Source organism: Paraburkholderia sp. BR10882, assembly GCF_040948855.1.
GTDB lineage: Bacteria > Pseudomonadota > Gammaproteobacteria > Burkholderiales > Burkholderiaceae > Paraburkholderia > Paraburkholderia nodosa_A.
In genome coordinates this window covers 104,340-122,012 of sequence record NZ_JBFPKP010000008.1, presented here as the reverse complement: position 1 = coordinate 122,012, position 17,673 = coordinate 104,340, and the positions used below count along the sequence as shown (strand labels likewise).

The window sequence follows — 17,673 nt, the reverse complement described above, 5'->3', positions numbered from 1 at the left end:
GACAGTCGAGTCCCAATAAAGACCCATGGCAACTATCACCAAGCGCGGCGATCTTCAATGGCAGGCCAAGGTACGCCGGAAGGGCTATCCCCCGCAGTCGAAAACTTTCGACACCCGAGCTGACGCAGAAAAGTGGGCTCGCGCCATCGAACGAGAAATGGACCGTGGTCGCTTCGTGAGTAGTGCGGAGGCCGAAAGCACGACGTTCACAGAGGCACTCGACCGCTACGAGCGCGAGATTGCGTCGAACAAGCGAGGAGCAGTACAGGAGAAGTCACTCATTCGCATGTTGCGCGACTCGTGGCTGGCCAAGCGATCGCTCGCCGCCATAAGGCGTGCCGACATCGCGAAGCTACGCGACGAATGGTGCGAAACTCACAGCCCGGCGACCGTTGTCCGCCGTCTCGCACTTATTTCACATCTCTTCACGATTGCGCGCAAGGAGTGGGGACTGGAGAGCCTTTCCAACCCCGTCGAGTTGGTTCGCAAACCCACGGTCAGGAATGGGCGGACCCGACGCATTTCCAGCGTCGAACCAGACACCCAAAGAGGCACCTCCGTTGATGAACTTGCATACGTAAAGGCAGCATCCGCTTCTGCATACTTGCCAGCCCTAGTCGACATTGCAGTCGAAACGGCAATGCGTCGAAGCGAATTGATCTCGCTGGGTCCGGCCCAAGTTGATCTAACAAAGCGAGTTGCCCGGCTTGCCATGACGAAAAATGGCACTGCGCGAGATGTTCCCCTTTCGAGTAAAGCGATTGCCGTCTTTGAGGAGTTGAGCAAAGACGGGCGCGAATTGTTTTTCCCGCTACGCGCCGACGCAGTGACTCGAGCGTTCGAGAGAGCAGTAGCACGAGCGAGGAAAATCTACGAGGAGGATTGCGCTAACAGCGGGGTATCCCCGGATCCTAAATTTCTGATCGACCTGTGTTTCCACGACTTGCGCCATGAGGCCACGTCGAGGCTTGCTGAGAAGTTCCCCCTCCATGAGCTGGCGAAAATTACAGGCCATCGGGACACGAAGATGCTGATGCGGTACTACCACCCAAGAGCCGAGGACCTTGCCAAAAAGCTTGATTAACACCAGACGAAGGTAATCCCGCCCGTCGGCGTGACGGCCGGCGACCGAGTAAGACCCGGACATATCTCACTCGACGCCCCGGCCTCGTGCTGTGTGGCGCCGGGCAACCTACGCGGATCGAGGTCTATCGGACTCGGAGATTGTCACGATAAACGCAAGCGTAGAGCAGGCGAGTTTCTACGGTTCCGGCGCAATCCCAGCCGAGACAGCACGCGGCCAACTGCAAAGGGCGAGCGCATACGTGCGGGCTTGGTCGGCGGCGTCCAAGTCCGAAGGGAAGTTCTCGGGTCGCCAGCGTACAGCCAACTATGCCGAAATAAAGGACTGGCGTACTGAGAGCGGCGCGACCATTGCGCAAACGGCGGGGCACTTCGGCGTTAGTGCCGCGACTGTCAAACGGGCTTGTGCAGGGTAGACGGAGGCGCGATAATTCGCCCGTCTATTTGGTAGACGCTTAATTTCATATTATTCCAATTTAAAATTAAAAATGGCGATTAACCTTAGTTACGTGAAGAGAGCGGGGAGCGAAGTAAAGATGGCTGTAAAAAGTATTATGCCAGTATTGACCGTTGTTTTGGGTGCCGCCATTGCACTGGCAGGGACTTATGCGACGAATTACAGCTCCGTACAAAAAGACTATCAGACAGAACGCCGGCAGAAGTTAGAAATTCTAGTAACTGATCTGTTTGAATCAAATCAATGCGAACTGGCCTTTGAGGGCGGATCCAACGCTCGGGAGGCTTGTACAGCGGACACGCCTGTTAGTCAATCTATCGCCTATGCAAAATTGTATTTCCCCGAGCTTTACCAACCCACAATGAAATATCAAGTGGAGTTGGAGCAGCGGAAACTGGACTTGCAAAAATGTTTAACCAGCGCCATGTCAGCAGCCGACAAAAATCTGGAAATTAATGCGGAACTTCGTGAATCTGGCGCGCGCGTAAAGTGTTTGCAGGAACTTTCAATGAAAAGGAGAGCTGACCTTGACACACTGCTTGAGCAAGCGCGACAGGTGGGACTCACCCTGCGTCCGTCTAGATCGATGATCTGGCCGTTTACGTCGTAGTCACCGAAAGACTATTGATTGCGCGTGCGAGGGTGATTCCTAGAAGGGGGCAGGCGGTGCCAGTTAGGGCAGGTATGAGTAAGAGGTCGTCAATTGATAAGGGCCGCCCCTCAGACCCTGCGGACGCTCGGCCCCCGTCAAGGCCACAAGCAAGCAGCCGATGGCGTAGCGACAAGCTTACCAACCCGGGCGCTACTGACGCACTTTGAGGCCGGTGGCCCCCGATCGCTTCGCGCCGTATCGCCCACGGCGGTCGTTCGGGTACCATCGACGGCACTACGAGGCCGACGGCGGGGGCGATGAAGAAGCACGAACCGGTGTACAACGTGTTCACGTATTTCGAAGCCGGCGAACTGCGCGCCGTCGCGATCAAGAAGTATTACCGGCAGGGTACCGACGCGAAGAAACTGGCCTTTTTGCGAGAGCGCGCCACGCTCGATTTTTCATCCGCGATGCGCGTGCCGTTGGCCCGACCGATGCGCCGCGAGGAGTACCACGCCAGGGAGCGCATGGGCGAGACCGTCGCGATGTTCGAGCCCCTGTTCGCCGAGGTCGGTGCGGGACCGGCACCGCTGTTCTGCGTCACACCGATCGTCGACGGCGTGCCAACGATCCACGTGAGTGTGCCGCTAGGGCCGCTCGACATGTCGAAACTGCCCGACGGCGTTGTGGGACCGGGGAAGATGGACGACTACCTGTTCAAGTACATTGACGAAGAGGCCGGCACGTTCAATATGCCGGCCCTGATCCACGACGACTATTTCAAAGCCATACGGCTGCTGTTCAACAACCAGCACTTCATCTCGTGCCTCAAACTCCTGATGTCGTTCCTCGACACGATCGCGTACGTCGAGTTCGGCGACCGCGCCCCTCGCGAGACACCCGTGTTCATCGACTGGCTGCGTACGTTCGCCGACCCGGACCCGGTCGGGGCGACGCCCGAAGAGTTATGGGAGTTCCGCAACAGCCTGCTGCACATGTCGAACCTGGAGTCGCGGAAAGTCGCCGCGGGCAAGGTCGCCAGGTTGACGCCCTATGTCGGAGCCCAAGACCATCCGCCAAGCACTGACCCGATGGTGAAGTACATCAACGTCAATAGGCTGATCGAAGCGGTGGCGGCGGCGATCCAGCGGTGGATCGTGTCGTATAACGATCACCCGGAGAAGATGCGGACGTTCGTGCAGCGGTACGATCGCGTTGTGTCCGACGACCGCCAAGCCATCATCCCCATGCCGCCCGCCGCAGGACCAAGGGACGGTCCGACCGAAACGGCATGACGGCGCTTGCCGCTCCCTGCCTGTACGTGCCGTTTGCCCAGTCGCGCCGTTGTTCCTCGGTACAATCGTCGACAGACCAGCCAATACATCGGGACCAGCATGGCAACCCTGTCCTCCATCGAAAAGCGGAAACTCGAACGCTTGCTTGGCATGAGCAGCGGCTACGTGCTCAACTTTTCCGACCGCACGTTTTCCCTCTTCTTCGAGGAGCACACCGGTCTGGACATCGAAGACGCCAAATACCGAATCAATATGAGTTCGGGTTCCAAGGCCAACCGGATGCGGGGCTTCTGGACCATTGAACCAGACCACATTGTTGTCAAAGTGCTAGCCGCGATGATCGAGCACGCCAACGAATACGAGTGTCTTCCGGCCGATGTGGACAACGCCCTGCTCGCCGACATACAGAAGATCATTGACCGGCTCCATCAAAACCCGTCGAGTCCGGTTCCGGAGGTCGACGCGTTTACGGCCAGCGTCAACGACCTGGACTTCGAAGCAGCGGCGAAACACATACGGACGGCGATCGATCAAAACGAACCGGCCGCCGCGCTCGATCGCTTGCACGTGTTCACGATCAAATTTCTACGCACGCACTGCGAACGCCGTGGCATCGAGGTGAACCGGGACAAGCCGCTGCACAGCCTTATGGGCGAGTACGTCAAAGCAGTTCGGGCGGCCGGACTGCTTGAGTCGGAGATGACCGACCGCATCCTGCGGAGCAGCATCAGCATCCTCGAAGCGTTCAGCGATGTGCGCAACAACAAGAGCCTGGCGCACGACAATCCCATCCTGAACCACAGCGAGGCTCTGCTGATTTTCAGCCACATCGGTGCGTCAATCCGGTTCATTCGAATGCTGGAAGGGCGAGCGGCGGCCCGATCGCGTTGAACGTTGTGTCCGAGCCCGGACTGCGTAGGGCCGTTACAATTGGGAAAAAATCGAAGGCGAGGCTGCCCTGCTCGGGTGAGCAACTGGTTGCGAGGATCGGGGTCGAATGGACATCGCGAAGCAAAAGGAGCAGTTCAACAAGGCGTACGTCCGCGCCATCGCGGCGCAGGCCGGGCTCAACCCGTCCGAGCTGGAGGTGGACGACGACAGCGTTGACCTAGAACTAAGTGGTCGCGGGTTCACCGGCGTGCTTCGCAACCCCAAGGTGCAGTTCCAACTCAAATGTACTTCGAGGGACCTCATCTCGGGTGACGTGATCAAGTTCCCGCTATCGCGCAAGAACTATGACGACCTGCGCGGCACCGACGTGCTGTGCCCGCGCTACCTGGCTGTTCTACTCGTTCCTGACGATCCGGCCCACTGGATGGAACATCACCAGGAACACATGCGCATGTACAACGCATGTTTCTATGTGTCGCTGCGCGACCAGCCAAGTACGACGAACAGCAGTAACATTACAGTTGACGTACCGCTAAACCAGCGGCTCACGACCGACAGCCTCATGCACCTCATGACGCTTGCGAGCAATCGGGAGAGCGCGTGATGGACCGCAATGATTTCCTGAAACGCCTGGCTGACGTCACGACCGACCAACTTGCTGCGTATCTCACGCTCACAGGCTGGAGGAAGGACGCGGACCTTGGCGATCTTGCAACGGTGTGGCACCGGCCCGAGCCAGACGCTATCGACGCTGAGGTGGTGCTGCCCACGTCGGCGCAGCGGGCCAAAGACTTCCACAACCGCCTCGTTGATGCCGTCACCGCGCTCGCTGACTTTGAGCAGCGCGCACCGGTGGACATTGTTTCCGACGTGATGGGTCACTTTGCTGACCGCATCCGGGTGCGTGTGTTTCACTTCGACGTAGAAGGCGGCACCATTCCCCTCGACGATGGTGTGTTGCTGAACGAGCGCGCACGCGACCTGATGGAAGCCGCCGCGTGCGCATCGATGTCCAAACGCCGACAGTTCAGCGGGCGCAGACCGGAAGAAGCCACCGAGTATCTGAAATCGCTGCGTCTGGGTCAAACCGAGGTGGGCAGTTACGTCGTCAACATCATCGCTCCCGTGCCGCAGCAGCAGACCACACAACTGGGCCTACCGTCCGTTCCAATGACCAACTTGGTGACTGCCACGCTGTCATCTGGTTTGCGAGCGCTCGACAACGCGATCGAAACCGTGGCAAGCGGCGGCAGCCCGGTCGTGCTCGATGAGGCGATCAACAACGGTGCGAGCGCGAACTTGTGCGATGCCTTGCTTGGATTGAGCGGCACGGACAAGAAGCGCGGGTTTGAAGTAACGATTTCGCCAGCCAGCGGAAGCGAGGCCCCGAGCCTACCTGTTACGTTTGTGTTCGACCGCGATAAGGTGGAACGGGTTGCGGAAGCCGCCGCATACTACAAGCGCGAGGACTACACTCTGTATGACCGTACGATCACGGGTTCCGTCGAAAAGCTCGATCGCGCTCTGGAGGACGAAAGTGGCACGATCACGATCGCCACGACAATCGAAGGCCAAGCAAAGAATGTGTCGGTCGAACTCGACAAGGACGATTATCAAGACGCGGTCAACGCTCACGGCGACAAGCACTTGGTGCAATGCCACGGCGATGTTCGAGTCACTGCGCGCTCCGCGCGTCTCATGAACGCTCGGAACTTCAAGGTGATACAAAACGGCGAGTTGCTGCCGTAGAGGCGGACGCTATGACCGCCCGACAGCCTCGGCCACCGTTACGCGGCGGCTCTCTCCTTCCGTGCACGTTTCGGCTTTTCACGCGGAAGTAGGCTCGTCAACTTGCCGTACAGGACGAACAGAAAGGCGACGCGCACTGCGTCGGATTTGTCGCCCTTGAACCCGTACGCGGCGTCGACCGCGCGATCGTTGGCCACATGGGCCTTGCGAAGCTCGGTTGGCATCGTGCGCGGATCGTAAAGATCGGCCAGCGACGACCCAGGGTACAGCGCGCGGGCGTCGAGAATCGCTTGCCCTGTCGCCTCCAGCGCCTCGCGTTGGGCGTTGCTCGGTTCCGGCCACGGGTAGTTGTTGAACACGATGGTGACAGAGTATTGGTAGTCGCTCTTCAAGCGCCCGGTAACAGTGCGAACCCATGCCATGTGCATGGTCGAATGCAGAACAGCGAAGTGGTAGAGCGTGGCATCGGGCATCAGCCGCACTTTGTTGCTCGCAAGCGTCGGCGGTTCCAAGTACCCGAGCGGGATGAACTCGCGGCGGTACGACGAGACTTCAGGTATGACCAAAAATGGCTTGTCCGGCATGAACTCGACGTGAAAGCGCGTCGGCTTATCGGCCAACTTCTGCGTTGGGATGCTATCGCTCGCAAGACGGCGCTTGCGCACAGCCTCAATGCGTTTCATGCATTCAGGCATCGAGCGCAGTTCGTTGGGCTTAAGGTCGCCCAGCCACAGGCACCAACGGTTCAGGTTGTTGATGAACTCGACCGAACCATACCATCGGCGAAACAGAGATGCGGCTTTCGGTTCAAGTTCGATGAACGCGGCCTTTTCGTCGTCGGTGAACAGGTAATGCCCGCCGTCAATCGGCTTGTTCCCGATGCCGATTTCTGGCACGGGGCAAATCGGTGTACGCCGATTGCGCAGCAAGTAGTCGGGTGCATCAACCAGGTAAGGGTTGATGCGTTTTGCAGCAATGACCTGCGCGTGCTCGGCCTTGATGTCGCCGGTGTAGTCGTAAATCGTACAGCGATCCGGTACGCGCAGACCGAAGCCGATGATGACGCAATGCACCGCGGCGATGCCTTTGCCTTCGTTGCTCCATTGGAACGTCCGATGCGCGAAGCGGATATGAATACCGCCTTGCAGCAACGGCCCCCAAAGCGCCGACACCTGCTCGCCCTGCGTAATCGAGTTGGTCGAGACAAACGCCACGTCGATCATCGGGTTTTGCTGAATGTAAGCCAGCGCCTTCACGTACCAGGCGGCCACGTAGTCCAGCAGACCGCCGTTGTTGATCTTCGCAAAGATCAGGCGGGTATCTTCCCGTTGTGCATCGCTCAGGTACTTCGCGCCGACGAACGGCGGATTGCCCATTACGTAGGAACATTGCGCGGGCTGTAGGATCGACGCCCAATCGACGCGAAGGGCGTTCTCTTGGTGGACGTGCGGTGTATCGACCAAGGGAACCGTCGGGCGCGTGTTGCCAAAGCGGTCCGCTGATTCTAGGTTCATCTGGTGATCGGTGATCCACAGCGCGACGCGAGCGATGTGCGCCGCCGCGTCGTCGATTTCAAGCCCGTAAAACTGATTGACCCGGACGCGGCAGAGCGTCGAGACGTCCAGCAAGCCAGGACCTTGCCCGAAGTCCACGAACAACGCCGCGATCACGTCGTTTTCAAGCCGGCGCAGTTCCCGGTACGCGATCACCAAGAAGTTGCCGCAGCCGCACGCCGGATCGAAGAATGTGAGCGTCGGCAACTTGTCGTAAAGCGCCTGCAATCTGGGCTTGCTCTTGCGCGCCTTCTCGAACTCGGCGCGCAGATCGTCCATGAATAACGGGTTGATGACCCGCAAGATGTTGCGTTCCGAGGTGTAGTGCGCACCCAGTTCCCGGCGACTGGCCTGGCGCTTTTCGTCCGGCGTGTGCGCTTCCAGTACGCCCTGGAACATCGCCCCGAAAATCGCCGGGCTGATCCCGCTCCAATCCAGTTCTGCGCACTTCACCAGCAGAGTTCGCATGTCCACATCGAACGACGGGATGCGTGTGCGCTCGGAAAACAGCGACCCGTTGATGTAGGCGAACACGGCCAGGCGTTCGTCTAGGTTCGATGACCGATCGCTGTCCGGCGTGTCGAGTACGTCGAACAGGATCGCCAAGCTCTGCCCAGTGTCGCGCCCGTCGGGCCGTGTGGTTTCGACGTATCGTCGAAAGACGCCGTCTTGCCCAAAAATCCCGGTATCGTCCGCGAAGAAGCAGAACAGCAGCCGCGTCAGGAAAACCTCCAAATCGCGACCGCGGAAGTTCGCCTGCAACAGCGCTTCGTGCAACTTCGAGACGGCATACGCAGCCTGCCGGTTGATCGGCGACTCTTCGACGATTTCCGGCGCGGCGTCATCCTCGACGAGGAACCGGAACCAGCCAGCGTGCTTGGATATGTCGGCGAGCTTGCATTCCGCTTGGGTGTCGGTTTTCAGGTCATACAGCCTAAAACGAGCGAAATCCGACACGATGATGTACCGCGGACGCTCACCTTCAGCCAGCGCCGTGAAGTAGTCGGAGGCTTGGGTGAAGGCCGAGTTCAGGTCCTTGCCTTTACTCTTGTGCTCGACGATCAACAGCCCCGGAATAAACGAGTCGATGAAGCCCCTTGAGCCATCAAGTTTGTCCACCGCCTTCTCGTAGATGGTCGCGGACTCCGGGCGGATGCCGAAGCACTCGTAAAACCGTGCCCAAAACAACTTTGCGTCGGCGTTCTCGCGCTCCGCTTGCTTCCATTGTTTGGCGAACGCTTGCAGGCGGGTGCGAATTTCCGGGAACGAGAGGGCAGCCATGGCGTGAACGTCGGATCAAAGGGACCGAGCGATTGTATCTGGGAACTGCCGCACAGTTCGGCCGACTATTAGGTCGGGGCATGGGGAATAGGCGGTGAAACGCCGCCGACGTCGGCGGCGCTCAGCCGGAACTTTTCGCCAGCTTGCAGCGGGGGATCGAACTCCCGACCGCAATACAGCTAACCGCCCCTAGAAGGAGAAGGCGGAGATACCCCCAAACTTGCCCCCAACTTTACTCTGCTGGAGGCGCTTGGCGCACTTGGCACTGAGCAGGAGCAATGCGCGGCAGCTACACAGTTCCGCAATTTCTTCAGGTTACAGCGCACGGTATTGAGGTCAAACTTGATCTCCTAGATCCAGAACGTGCGGGCATCTCATTCCGACACGTCCTAGATCCCAGCCCTTCATGCCGAGTCCGTACGAGCGGTTGAAAAACGACGCAAGTTTGCGTCGTTTGCATACGTTCCGAGCGGTTGAGATTTAGCCGCAAACTTAAACGACGCAAACTTGCGTCGTTTGCACGTGTTCCCAGCGGTTGAGTCTTAGCCGCAAAGTCAAACGACGCAAACTTGCGTCGTTTTGCGCACGTTCCGGCGGTTAAGTCCCAGGAGCAAAGTCAAACGACGCAATGTCAACGCACCCATTTCTCCGCGTAGCCTAGACATCTTCAAGTTATCCGTCATCGTGACCACAACACCCGGACAGGCACCGAGATATAAATGAAACCTGCCGAATGCGGGATTCGATCCCATCGGTATCTGAAGTTATTTAGACACCTAACGGCCGTTACAGCTCACCGCAAGTGAAGCTGTAACGCGGCTATATGGAATATGGCCGCGACGTGATACCTCACCGTGTAACGAATCCCGAAGCACTCAGAATACGATCGGGCGGCACGCCAAATTCATTCGAAAACTGATAGCCTTGAAACCGCAACTTCTCGACCACGCCAAGCCGACCACTCACCAACTGCCCCCGAGAGGGAAGCCGGATCCACATCATGAAGGACCCACGTCAAACGGCAAGAAATCAAACCCGGACGAAGCCGACCATCGCTGCATACTTGGCGCGGGCCCATGGCCTCTTGTGTCGGATTGCAGAAGAATTGGAGTTGCCTGAGGATGCCTATCCGGCACCAAGCGATGTCGTTGCCTACATGAAGCGGCGCGCCAAAGACTGGAAGTGGGCGACGTTTCGGCAGTATCAAGCCAGCCTCGTTTGCAGATATGAAATCGAATTCGAGCGAAACCGAGACCCGCTGTTCCAACAGACTGCAGAAGAGATCCGCAACCTTTCGTCCGCAGATTGTCAGTCAAACCGCGATCCCGGTCACACGTCATCGCGCAAACGAAAAGGCATTCCCAGGCGCGACTACGATCTACTGGTAGCAAACCTCGCCAATCCAGCCAGGGCTAGCAATTATTCGAAACGCGCCGCACTTTGGCTGATGGCGGGACTCGCGACGGGGTTGCGCCCGTGCGAATGGGAAAACGCATGGCTGTCCGAAGACGGAAAGACTCTCAACGTACTGAACGCGAAAGCTACCAACGGCCGAGCGACAGGCATAAGCCGAGTGGTCCCCGTTAATGCTGACAACTTCCCATTAGTCCGTGCTCACCTCGGGTCACTCCGAGAGCTTCTCGCTCGCGGGCTCGAATTCTCCGTGATACAGAAGGGGTGCACGCAAGCAATTCGCCGAACGTGCGCCGCTCTGTGGCCTGGCGACGACAAGCGAAGATACCCGCTCTACTCCGCTCGCCATCAATTTTCTGCGAACGCGAAGGCTATCGCGTCCGCAGAAGAGGTTGCCGCTCTCCTCGGCCACCGATCGACCCGCACTGCGCGCCGACACTATGCTCCGCGCCGCAGCGCTTGGTCCGAATTCAGGCAAGCGCAAACCGCAAAACCGACTCCGCCAATGCAAGCACCCATCCGGCGATCAACGCCCCGGAACGGATAGTAGACGAAGTTCACTCGTTGCGCGTTCCTCAACTCCCATTTCGCTGATATCCAGCGTTTTGGCTGCGTGCACACGTCAGCCCACTTTGCCCCTCCTTCTAAATTTGACGGTGGCGGGCAGGAAGCGTCACGTGAGTCGACCACATGGAATCTTCGGCAATTTCACAACAGACAGAAAAAAACTTTGCCGACATTGAACTATAGCGCAACCCTGCTATTGCTCGATTATCTGCAAGGGTGATAATTGATTATCTTTAATTAGATTACCTTAAGAGAAAGCGGTGCAACGATCGGCTGGAACCGGCCGTTGCACCTAACCACCACGTCACCTGTACGAGAGGCTACGCAATGGCTAATAAGCATTCTAGCAGTCACCCCCTTTCCTCCCTTTCGAGCGAAAGCAAATTGTCGATCGAGTTCGAATTGAGCGATCCGTTTCATATGCCGCTCGATCGGCTCGAAAGTCTCATTGAGGACACGGAACCCGGCACGGAGATGAGAGGCTATCTGTTTGGCCTACTCGATCTGCGCCGCGCAATGGTCTACGCGAGAGGGCACTGACATGCGAACGCTCATTTGCGCGTGCCTGCTCGCTGCCGCCTCGGCGCCAGTTGGTGCTGATCAACGCGTCGTCTCCGATCTGATCGCGGCCGCGCAGGCAGCGGCTGATGCACACCACGCCGAAGTCACTGCGCACCTCAAGGCCGAAGAGTCCGAAGACGACGCGGCCATGGATCGCGTCGTGACGGTGTGTGACTGCGTGAACGGGGTATCCGTCTACCGTCAAACGACGCCGCGGCAGTACCTGAACGAAGGCAAGGCCCTTGCCATGAAGGCGCGGTTGCTCGAAGCGTTTGTATCCGCTCCGACAGCGATGCGACTGCTTTCCTCCTGCCACTGAGAAGCCCATGAAGCTACGAAAGACTGTCCTTTGCGCCGCGCTGGCCGGCTCGACCATGCTTTCGACGAGCAGCGCGTACGCCGTGTGCGACGGGTGCGTAGTTAGCGCGGTCGAGCAAGCGGCAATTACGCTCGGCAGCACGATCCAGGCGCTCGGTACATCGTTCACGACGCTATTCAACGAGATAGACACCGATATCGCGAGCGTTGGCACGAAGGTCTCGAACGCCGTCACGCAAGCGTCTGATTCGCAGCGCGAAATGGCGCTTGAAGTCCAGCGACAGCAGGAAATGGATCAGGTCGCCCGTGAGACCGAGTTGCCGATTGACCCGTGCGCCACGTCTTCGAGCAACTATGCGGTACAAGCCGTGAGCGGCGCTGCCTCGGTTTCGTCGTCTCTACGTCCGGGCGGAACGCACGTCAGCTATGCGCCACTCGACAAGGCACTGAACTCGCCGGCCCCGTCTGTTGAGGCTTCACGTCGTGCTTCGGCGAGCATCCACGCCGACAACTACTGCACCCCTCTGGAGTTGCAGCTTGGGTATCCCGGCTGCAAGGCATCCCAAATGCCCGATGGCGATGCGGACGTGGACAGCGTTTTCATCGGTGCAGGTGTGCCCGGTAAGGGCGTCGATCTCACGTTCACGCAGCAGCAACAGGACGCGGCACGAGCCTATGCGCGCATGTCGATCGACCCTCAACCGCCAGAGAGCATCAACAAGGCTGAGGCAGGCACGGAGGCCGGCAAGCTGTATATCGCGATGCAGAAGGCTTATCAAGCCAACATGTCGAGCGCCATCAAGCCGATCAACGACCTTATCGGCTCCCGTCAGCCGTTTAACGGCAGTGCCCAACTAATTCAGGATCTCAAGCAGTCTGATGCCGCCGCGCAATATTTCAACGCGACCGCATCGAGCGTCGCCAAGACCACGGGCTCGATGAGTCTCGCCGAGCTTGAAGATTTCGAGGCCGGCCGCCGCTGGAAGAATCCGTACTGGCAAATCGAATTTGGCGCGATTGCGGACCCGACCAAGCTCATGCGCGAACTGCTATTCACGACGGCCTTTTTGGCCGATCAGACCCACGAGCACGTCAAGTTGCAGCGGCAGACAAACGTGCTATTGGGCCAACTGCTGGCAGCCAATGAGCGCGGCACGGATCGCCCGTCAATCGAATCCCAACTGCAGCGCGTGCGCGTGACAAATGCGAGGTGACGCGATGACGCGAACTATCAACCATGTGTTCCGCGTGCTCTCTGCGTCCCCGCGCGTCCTACGCCGTCGCCGCGCGCGTGGCGGCCTGACCCATCAGCAGTTCAAGGATGTCTGCCTCATCTTCCAGATTTGTCTTCTCGTGCATTGCTTCGCCGCCACCTCGATCTGGTGGGCACGCAGCCACGAGGGCGATCCGACGCGCTGGCTCGCCGTCGCGGTGGCCGTAGCGTGGGTGCTCTTTTTCTGGTGCGTCCTCTTGAAGCAGGCATATCAAACGGTCGAGAACGCTGTCGCGCGGGAGATCCAACGATGAGCAACGAAACGAAGAAATCCGGCGTCGGCCGCCGCATCAAACGCGCGAGCCTGTACATGCTCCCCGGATATCCCATCTACAAGGCGTTTCAGTCCGTCAAGGAAACAGCAGGCAGCGGGGCAAAGACATTGCGCGATCTGCACAACGAACTCGAACGGCAGCGACCAACAACCCGCCAAGTGCGAACCTATCGCGAAGCACTTGCACTCCGTCCCGCCGACGCCCTGCCGCTGAAGCAGATCGCACGGAAGTGTCTCAATAGCAAGAGGGTGTGCCTCACGGTCTCACTCGCCTGCTTTTTGTATTTCATCTGGGGGGTGTTCAGCGGGGACATGTTGGCCGTATTCAAAAGCGTGTTTGGTGCCATGCTCCCGCTGCTATTCACAGTCAAGTACGAACATCAACTCTGGCAACTGGAGACAGGCCCACAGCGTCCCGATGAACCTCTTGGCAGCTACCGTGATTTCTTCCGCTCTCGTGGAGCGATCTTGCGGCTGGTCAATCCGCGCCTGTTCTAGATCACGGGGTATGTCGATGCTCAAGATACTCAAACGGGTTGCTGTTGCTGTCCCGCTCATCCTCGTAACAGCAACGTCATTTGCCCAACAGGCGAGCGTTTCGATGGGCGATATCCAGAACGCGGCGAATCGCAGCGGCGACAAATCAATGTCGCTGCTCGAAACGGTGTTCGGCTCGATCGTTCGCAACCCGTTGACCGCTGGCAGTGGTGCCGGCAGCATGGTCGCGCGAATGTTTCTCGTGCTGAATTCGTGCATGCTCGCGGTCGGTGGGATTTGGGCCACGTATCACTTCGTCGCCTCACTGATTGCGACCGGCCAGGATGGCGAGTTCATGGGTCAGAAAAAGTCGTCGCCCTGGTTCGTGATTCGAACGTCTACCGGCTTTTCTTCGCTGGTTCCTGTCTTCGGTGGCTTCAATGGCGCGCAGGCGATCATGCTTTGGGGGACGGTGCTCGGTGTCGGCATCGCCAATCTCACAATGGACGCCGCCCTGAACGTGCTCAATAGCGGTGGTTCGATGATCGCGACGCCTGCAGCGCCGCAAGCAACGTCGTTGGCAAAGGCCCTTTTCGAAGCCAACCTGTGCGCGCAGGCCGCGAACATGGCCATCGATAACATGCCCAACGACACGGGCATATCTGTCGATCCCGCTGAGAAATTCAACTCGGCCGGAACCGGGACAAAGATCGTCCTGATGAACCAGCGCGGCCTCTCGTGCGGCGGAGCGGAAATCAACATTGCGGCCCCACCGACGATCCCGCAATACGACGGTATGGCCGTCTATGCGAACGATCCGAACCAGGCATATTCGCAACTGCTTGCCGCGCACCAAAGCGCGCTCACGGCGATGCAATCAGCGCTGGCCGGTGCCGCGCAAACCTACGTGTCCGCGATCAACACCGGACAGGCTCAGCCGGCCGACCCTGCAAACACCATCAACCAAGCCGCACTGCAATACCAGGCCACGATCACGAAGGCGCTCGCTGACTCTTCGAGCGGCATCAGCCAGCTCGCAAGCGTCATCCAGTCGAACCTACAGCGTGACGGCTGGGTCATGATGGGCACTTGGTATCAGACTTTCGCACAGGCGAACTCTCAGTTGGCAAGCCTCGCGAACGCGACGGCCGCAGCAGTGTCGGGAACCAGCCCCGACAACCTGCCTTATCCGCAGCTTTACCGAAAGGTCAGCGCCGTCTACAGCCAGCAGCTACAGCAGGACGCCTCGGTTACGGCTGCGCAAGATTCCCTGCAAAACCTGACCACGGGCATCAGCGGCACGGACCCGAAAAGCGTGCTCGGCAAGCTTTTCAACACGCAGGGTCTCATTAGATGGGCGGTCAATCTCAACTCAGGGCAAGGGCCAAGCGGATCGACCAATCCGCTGATTGGGATGAAAAACCTTGGTGACTACATTCTCGACGCTGGCTGGTACGCTCTCGGTGCATACACTGGCGTGAAGGCGGCCGTAGGCGCAGCGCAGGGCAGCGTGATAGGGAAAGTGGCCGACGTGGTGACGGCCGGCGTGTCAGGTCTGTTGACCGGCGCAGGCGACGGCATGATGAGCGCGCTCGCTCCGTTCATCGTGATACTCATCCTGACGTTGTTTTTCTTTGGCGCAACGTTGTCGATCTACATTCCGATGCTGCCGTTCATGGTGTGGTTCGGGAGCGTGGTAGGCTGGTTCGCTGTCGTCTGTGAAAGCGTCGTTGCGGCACCGCTATGGGCGTTTGCTCACCTCGATGGCGAAGGCGAAGGCATGGGCCAGCGCACGACTCACGGCTATATCTTCCTGCTGAACGTTATGTTTCGCCCCGTCTTCATGATGCTCGGCTTCATTTTTGGTGGGGCTGGCGTGGTTGTGCTCGGCACGTTGCTGAACACGATGTTCGGGGTCGCATTGGCCAACTCACAATTCGACTCGACAACCGGGCTGGTGAGCATCATCGGCTACATCGTCCTGTACGTGAGCATGTGCCTCGGCCTAGTTAACGGTGCTTTCGCGCTCATCCACGTGATCCCCGATCAGGTGTTCGCCTGGATCGGCGGACAAATGGCGGGTGCGGTTGGTCGCGACATACACGAAAAAGCCCATCAGAACTTCGGAGCAGGCACCAGCCAAGGAGCCAACGTGGCGCGAAGCCAAGCGCCTACCCTGTTGGGGGGCAGTGGCACTCCGGCTGATCCGAAAGATAACGCCAGCATTCCGCGCGAACGAGTATAGTCGGCGCGCCCGTCCGAGGGACGGGCTTTACGTCGTGCGATTGGCTATGCTGAGCGACGACCGCTCGCGATTACAGCGTCAAAATCTTTGTCGTAGATCCGCTGGCGATTCAGTTGCGCCATCAGGTAATTTGTTGGATCTGCACGCGCCAACTCGCGAAGAGCCGCGTCCTTCAGCGCCTTGTTTCCCGCAAGATTCGCCTGGGCTGCCAAGAGTTGCTGTTCGAGCTTTCTTGCGTAGGTCATCCAGTCCGCCGCGTTTCGCTCCGCAGCGAACGCTCTGCCAAGCACGGCTCCGTTATCGCTCATTCTTGCGCCCCTTTTGGCTATCCCCGATTCCAGTTTTCAATATATCGGGAACGCCGGACCCTTCGCAAGAGCGCTTTTCACATGCCGCATCTTCACCGCCATCGACGACTCGCATCGACTTCCGGTTAGCGTAAGCGGGCTTGATACCCCTCGCCTCTAACTCCTGTACAGCTTTGGTAACGGCAGCGTTTGCTCGCGCGAGAAACTCGGGGCTGACCATGTAGCGTCCTAACTTATCCGTTGGCATAGCTAACCCCCTCTTGGCTCTCACCTTGGCGTATTGGTCAGTATAAGTCCATCTCGGCTGCGAGCTCGGACCGCCGCGAGCGCGACCAAATAACCCCAATCTGCTGGCAGAATTGGGGGAATTTGGGGGCCTCAGAAACCGTTCGGCTGGGTGACGGTCTCGACTCGCCGATCGCCGCCAAGGACGCCGCGAAGCGACGTCTGCGGCTGCCTGAAGTCGAAGTCGGACCGGCAAGGATTTGCGGAAGTCGGAGGCCACTCGCTAGGCCCGATTGCCCCACGCCCCCTTTTTCCACCCACGTAAGGAGAAGTGCCATTCCAATAGCAATCGCACTACGCAACCATTTCTCGGGCAGCTACTACCGTGACTCGTTTGTGCGCGCATTGAGGGCGCGCGATATCGACTGCGCTTACATCGCCTCGGGTTTCTTCACTGATTTCACCGATCGCCTGGCATACACAGCCCCCGACTTCGGAATCGATGAGGAGATGGAAGGGAAGCGTGTGTTTCTTCTCGGTGGCTACCAGGCAGACTCCACAGCGCTTTGCGAACTAAGGGACGCGTTAATCCAGCGCGGCGTTGCGGCTCACGCACACAGACTTGCGCCCCCCGAAAGGGGCGAGGTCCCGCTGCAATGGCACGCCAAGGTTGCGGTGTTTCTCAGTGACTCAAAGCCGGTCCTTGCCATCGTGGGAAGTAGTAACTTTTCTGGGCGAACGATGTACGGCGGTAGTGAGCACAAGTTCATAGCGTCTCCAGACCGCGTCCAAGTGGAAGCAGACAGCTTCTATTGGCTGCGCAGCCACTTGGATACTGACCAAGCGGTGCACGATGCTTTTCACTATTGGGGGGCCGGACGCCTCGCGCCACACATTGCCTTTAACCACGAGAAGTTTGACGAGGAGGTCGAGAAACTGATCGAATCTACTTACTCGCGGTTGCTCTCATTTCGATGGAACGAGCTGTAAGCTAGCAGAAGGGCGTTGACCCGGCGGCGGATTCGACGTCCCTAAGCGCGACCAAATAACCTCGCATTTGAGCCCTTCATGATTCGAAATCGTCCAAGCGAAATCAAATCTCGCTGTGAGG

The 17,673-nt window shown here is 58.6% G+C and carries 14 protein-coding genes and 1 pseudogene; 13 read left to right on the top strand and 2 right to left on the bottom strand.

The annotated features are described in order from the left end of the window. Positions 1-25: 25 nt before the first annotated feature. The 7 genes and pseudogenes from AB3X99_RS21275 to AB3X99_RS21245 all read left to right on the top strand — a co-directional run bounded on the left by AB3X99_RS21275 (position 26) and on the right by AB3X99_RS21245 (position 6,067). Positions 26-1,084 carry a tyrosine-type recombinase/integrase gene (locus AB3X99_RS21275; RefSeq protein WP_368618058.1) on the top strand — a complete coding sequence of 353 codons (1,059 nt, stop codon included), beginning with the start codon at positions 26-28 and terminating at the stop codon, positions 1,082-1,084. Between the two features lie 256 nt (positions 1,085-1,340). Continuing rightward, positions 1,341-1,499: pseudogene (locus AB3X99_RS21270) on the top strand (recombinase family protein); the annotation flags it as partial. A 120-nt stretch (positions 1,500-1,619) separates the two neighbouring features. After that, positions 1,620-2,150 carry a hypothetical protein gene (locus tag AB3X99_RS21265; RefSeq protein ID WP_368618057.1) on the top strand — a complete coding sequence of 177 codons (531 nt, stop codon included), beginning with the start codon at positions 1,620-1,622 and terminating at the stop codon, positions 2,148-2,150. A 299-nt stretch (positions 2,151-2,449) separates the two neighbouring features. Continuing rightward, positions 2,450-3,427, top strand: a complete 978-nt coding sequence (locus tag AB3X99_RS21260) for a hypothetical protein (protein WP_368618056.1) — start codon at positions 2,450-2,452, stop codon at positions 3,425-3,427. A 99-nt stretch (positions 3,428-3,526) separates the two neighbouring features. Beyond that, positions 3,527-4,318, top strand: a complete 792-nt coding sequence (locus AB3X99_RS21255; protein WP_368618055.1) for an abortive infection family protein — start codon at positions 3,527-3,529, stop codon at positions 4,316-4,318. Between the two features lie 106 nt (positions 4,319-4,424). Continuing rightward, positions 4,425-4,922 carry a DUF4365 domain-containing protein gene (locus AB3X99_RS21250; protein ID WP_368618054.1) on the top strand — a complete coding sequence of 166 codons (498 nt, stop codon included), beginning with the start codon at positions 4,425-4,427 and terminating at the stop codon, positions 4,920-4,922. Next, a complete protein-coding gene (locus AB3X99_RS21245) occupies positions 4,922-6,067 on the top strand; it encodes a hypothetical protein (RefSeq protein ID WP_368618053.1) in 1,146 nt (381 codons plus the stop codon). Before AB3X99_RS21250 ends, AB3X99_RS21245 begins: the two co-directional genes overlap by 1 nt. A gap of 38 nt (positions 6,068-6,105) precedes the next feature. Here AB3X99_RS21245 and AB3X99_RS21240 read toward each other — a convergent pair whose 3' ends face one another. Next, the gene (locus tag AB3X99_RS21240) at positions 6,106-8,901 is read right to left on the bottom strand and encodes a class I SAM-dependent DNA methyltransferase (protein ID WP_368618052.1); all 2,796 of its coding nucleotides are present in this window, start codon (positions 8,899-8,901) and stop codon (positions 6,106-6,108) included. Between the two features lie 2,470 nt (positions 8,902-11,371). Between AB3X99_RS21240 and AB3X99_RS21235 the strand changes: the two genes are divergently transcribed. The 5 genes from AB3X99_RS21235 to AB3X99_RS21215 are packed head-to-tail and all read left to right on the top strand — an operon-like array spanning position 11,372 to position 16,029. Continuing rightward, positions 11,372-11,761: a hypothetical protein gene (locus AB3X99_RS21235; RefSeq protein WP_368618051.1), complete on the top strand. Its 390-nt coding sequence runs from the start codon at positions 11,372-11,374 to the stop codon at positions 11,759-11,761. A gap of 55 nt (positions 11,762-11,816) precedes the next feature. Beyond that, positions 11,817-12,974 carry a conjugal transfer protein TraW gene (gene traW, locus AB3X99_RS21230; protein WP_368618050.1) on the top strand — a complete coding sequence of 386 codons (1,158 nt, stop codon included), beginning with the start codon at positions 11,817-11,819 and terminating at the stop codon, positions 12,972-12,974. A gap of 4 nt (positions 12,975-12,978) precedes the next feature. Next, entirely contained in the window at positions 12,979-13,287 is a 309-nt protein-coding gene (locus tag AB3X99_RS21225; RefSeq protein WP_368618049.1) for a hypothetical protein, read from the top strand. Further along, the gene (locus AB3X99_RS21220) at positions 13,284-13,805 is read left to right on the top strand and encodes a hypothetical protein (protein WP_368618048.1); all 522 of its coding nucleotides are present in this window, start codon (positions 13,284-13,286) and stop codon (positions 13,803-13,805) included. The genes AB3X99_RS21225 and AB3X99_RS21220 overlap by 4 nt, the downstream gene beginning before the upstream one ends. A gap of 16 nt (positions 13,806-13,821) precedes the next feature. Further along, on the top strand, positions 13,822-16,029 hold the full coding sequence (locus AB3X99_RS21215) for a DotA/TraY family protein (protein ID WP_368618047.1): 2,208 nt from the start codon (positions 13,822-13,824) through the stop codon (positions 16,027-16,029). A gap of 44 nt (positions 16,030-16,073) precedes the next feature. Here AB3X99_RS21215 and AB3X99_RS21210 read toward each other — a convergent pair whose 3' ends face one another. Next, positions 16,074-16,337, bottom strand: coding sequence for a hypothetical protein (locus tag AB3X99_RS21210; RefSeq protein WP_368618046.1), 264 nt, complete (start codon positions 16,335-16,337; stop codon positions 16,074-16,076). A gap of 621 nt (positions 16,338-16,958) precedes the next feature. Between AB3X99_RS21210 and AB3X99_RS21205 the strand changes: the two genes are divergently transcribed. Beyond that, positions 16,959-17,552 (top strand): hypothetical protein, encoded by a 594-nt coding sequence (locus tag AB3X99_RS21205; RefSeq protein WP_368618045.1) that lies wholly within the window; start codon positions 16,959-16,961, stop codon positions 17,550-17,552. The last annotated feature ends 121 nt before the right edge of the window (positions 17,553-17,673 follow it).

What these genes read in the sequence shown, in the direction of transcription:
- AB3X99_RS21275 (WP_368618058.1), top strand. Translation starts at nt 26, where the DNA reads ATGGCAACTATCACCAAGCGCGGCGATCTTCAATGGCAGGCCAAGGTA.
- AB3X99_RS21265 (WP_368618057.1), top strand. Translation starts at nt 1,620, where the DNA reads ATGGCTGTAAAAAGTATTATGCCAGTATTGACCGTTGTTTTGGGTGCC.
- AB3X99_RS21260 (WP_368618056.1), top strand. Translation starts at nt 2,450, where the DNA reads ATGAAGAAGCACGAACCGGTGTACAACGTGTTCACGTATTTCGAAGCC.
- AB3X99_RS21255 (WP_368618055.1), top strand. Translation starts at nt 3,527, where the DNA reads ATGGCAACCCTGTCCTCCATCGAAAAGCGGAAACTCGAACGCTTGCTT.
- AB3X99_RS21250 (WP_368618054.1), top strand. Translation starts at nt 4,425, where the DNA reads ATGGACATCGCGAAGCAAAAGGAGCAGTTCAACAAGGCGTACGTCCGC.
- AB3X99_RS21245 (WP_368618053.1), top strand. Translation starts at nt 4,922, where the DNA reads ATGGACCGCAATGATTTCCTGAAACGCCTGGCTGACGTCACGACCGAC.
- AB3X99_RS21240 (WP_368618052.1), bottom strand. Translation starts at nt 8,901, where the DNA reads ATGGCTGCCCTCTCGTTCCCGGAAATTCGCACCCGCCTGCAAGCGTTC.
- traW (WP_368618050.1), top strand. Translation starts at nt 11,817, where the DNA reads ATGCTTTCGACGAGCAGCGCGTACGCCGTGTGCGACGGGTGCGTAGTT.
- AB3X99_RS21225 (WP_368618049.1), top strand. Translation starts at nt 12,979, where the DNA reads ATGACGCGAACTATCAACCATGTGTTCCGCGTGCTCTCTGCGTCCCCG.
- AB3X99_RS21220 (WP_368618048.1), top strand. Translation starts at nt 13,284, where the DNA reads ATGAGCAACGAAACGAAGAAATCCGGCGTCGGCCGCCGCATCAAACGC.
- AB3X99_RS21215 (WP_368618047.1), top strand. Translation starts at nt 13,822, where the DNA reads ATGCTCAAGATACTCAAACGGGTTGCTGTTGCTGTCCCGCTCATCCTC.
- AB3X99_RS21210 (WP_368618046.1), bottom strand. Translation starts at nt 16,337, where the DNA reads ATGAGCGATAACGGAGCCGTGCTTGGCAGAGCGTTCGCTGCGGAGCGA.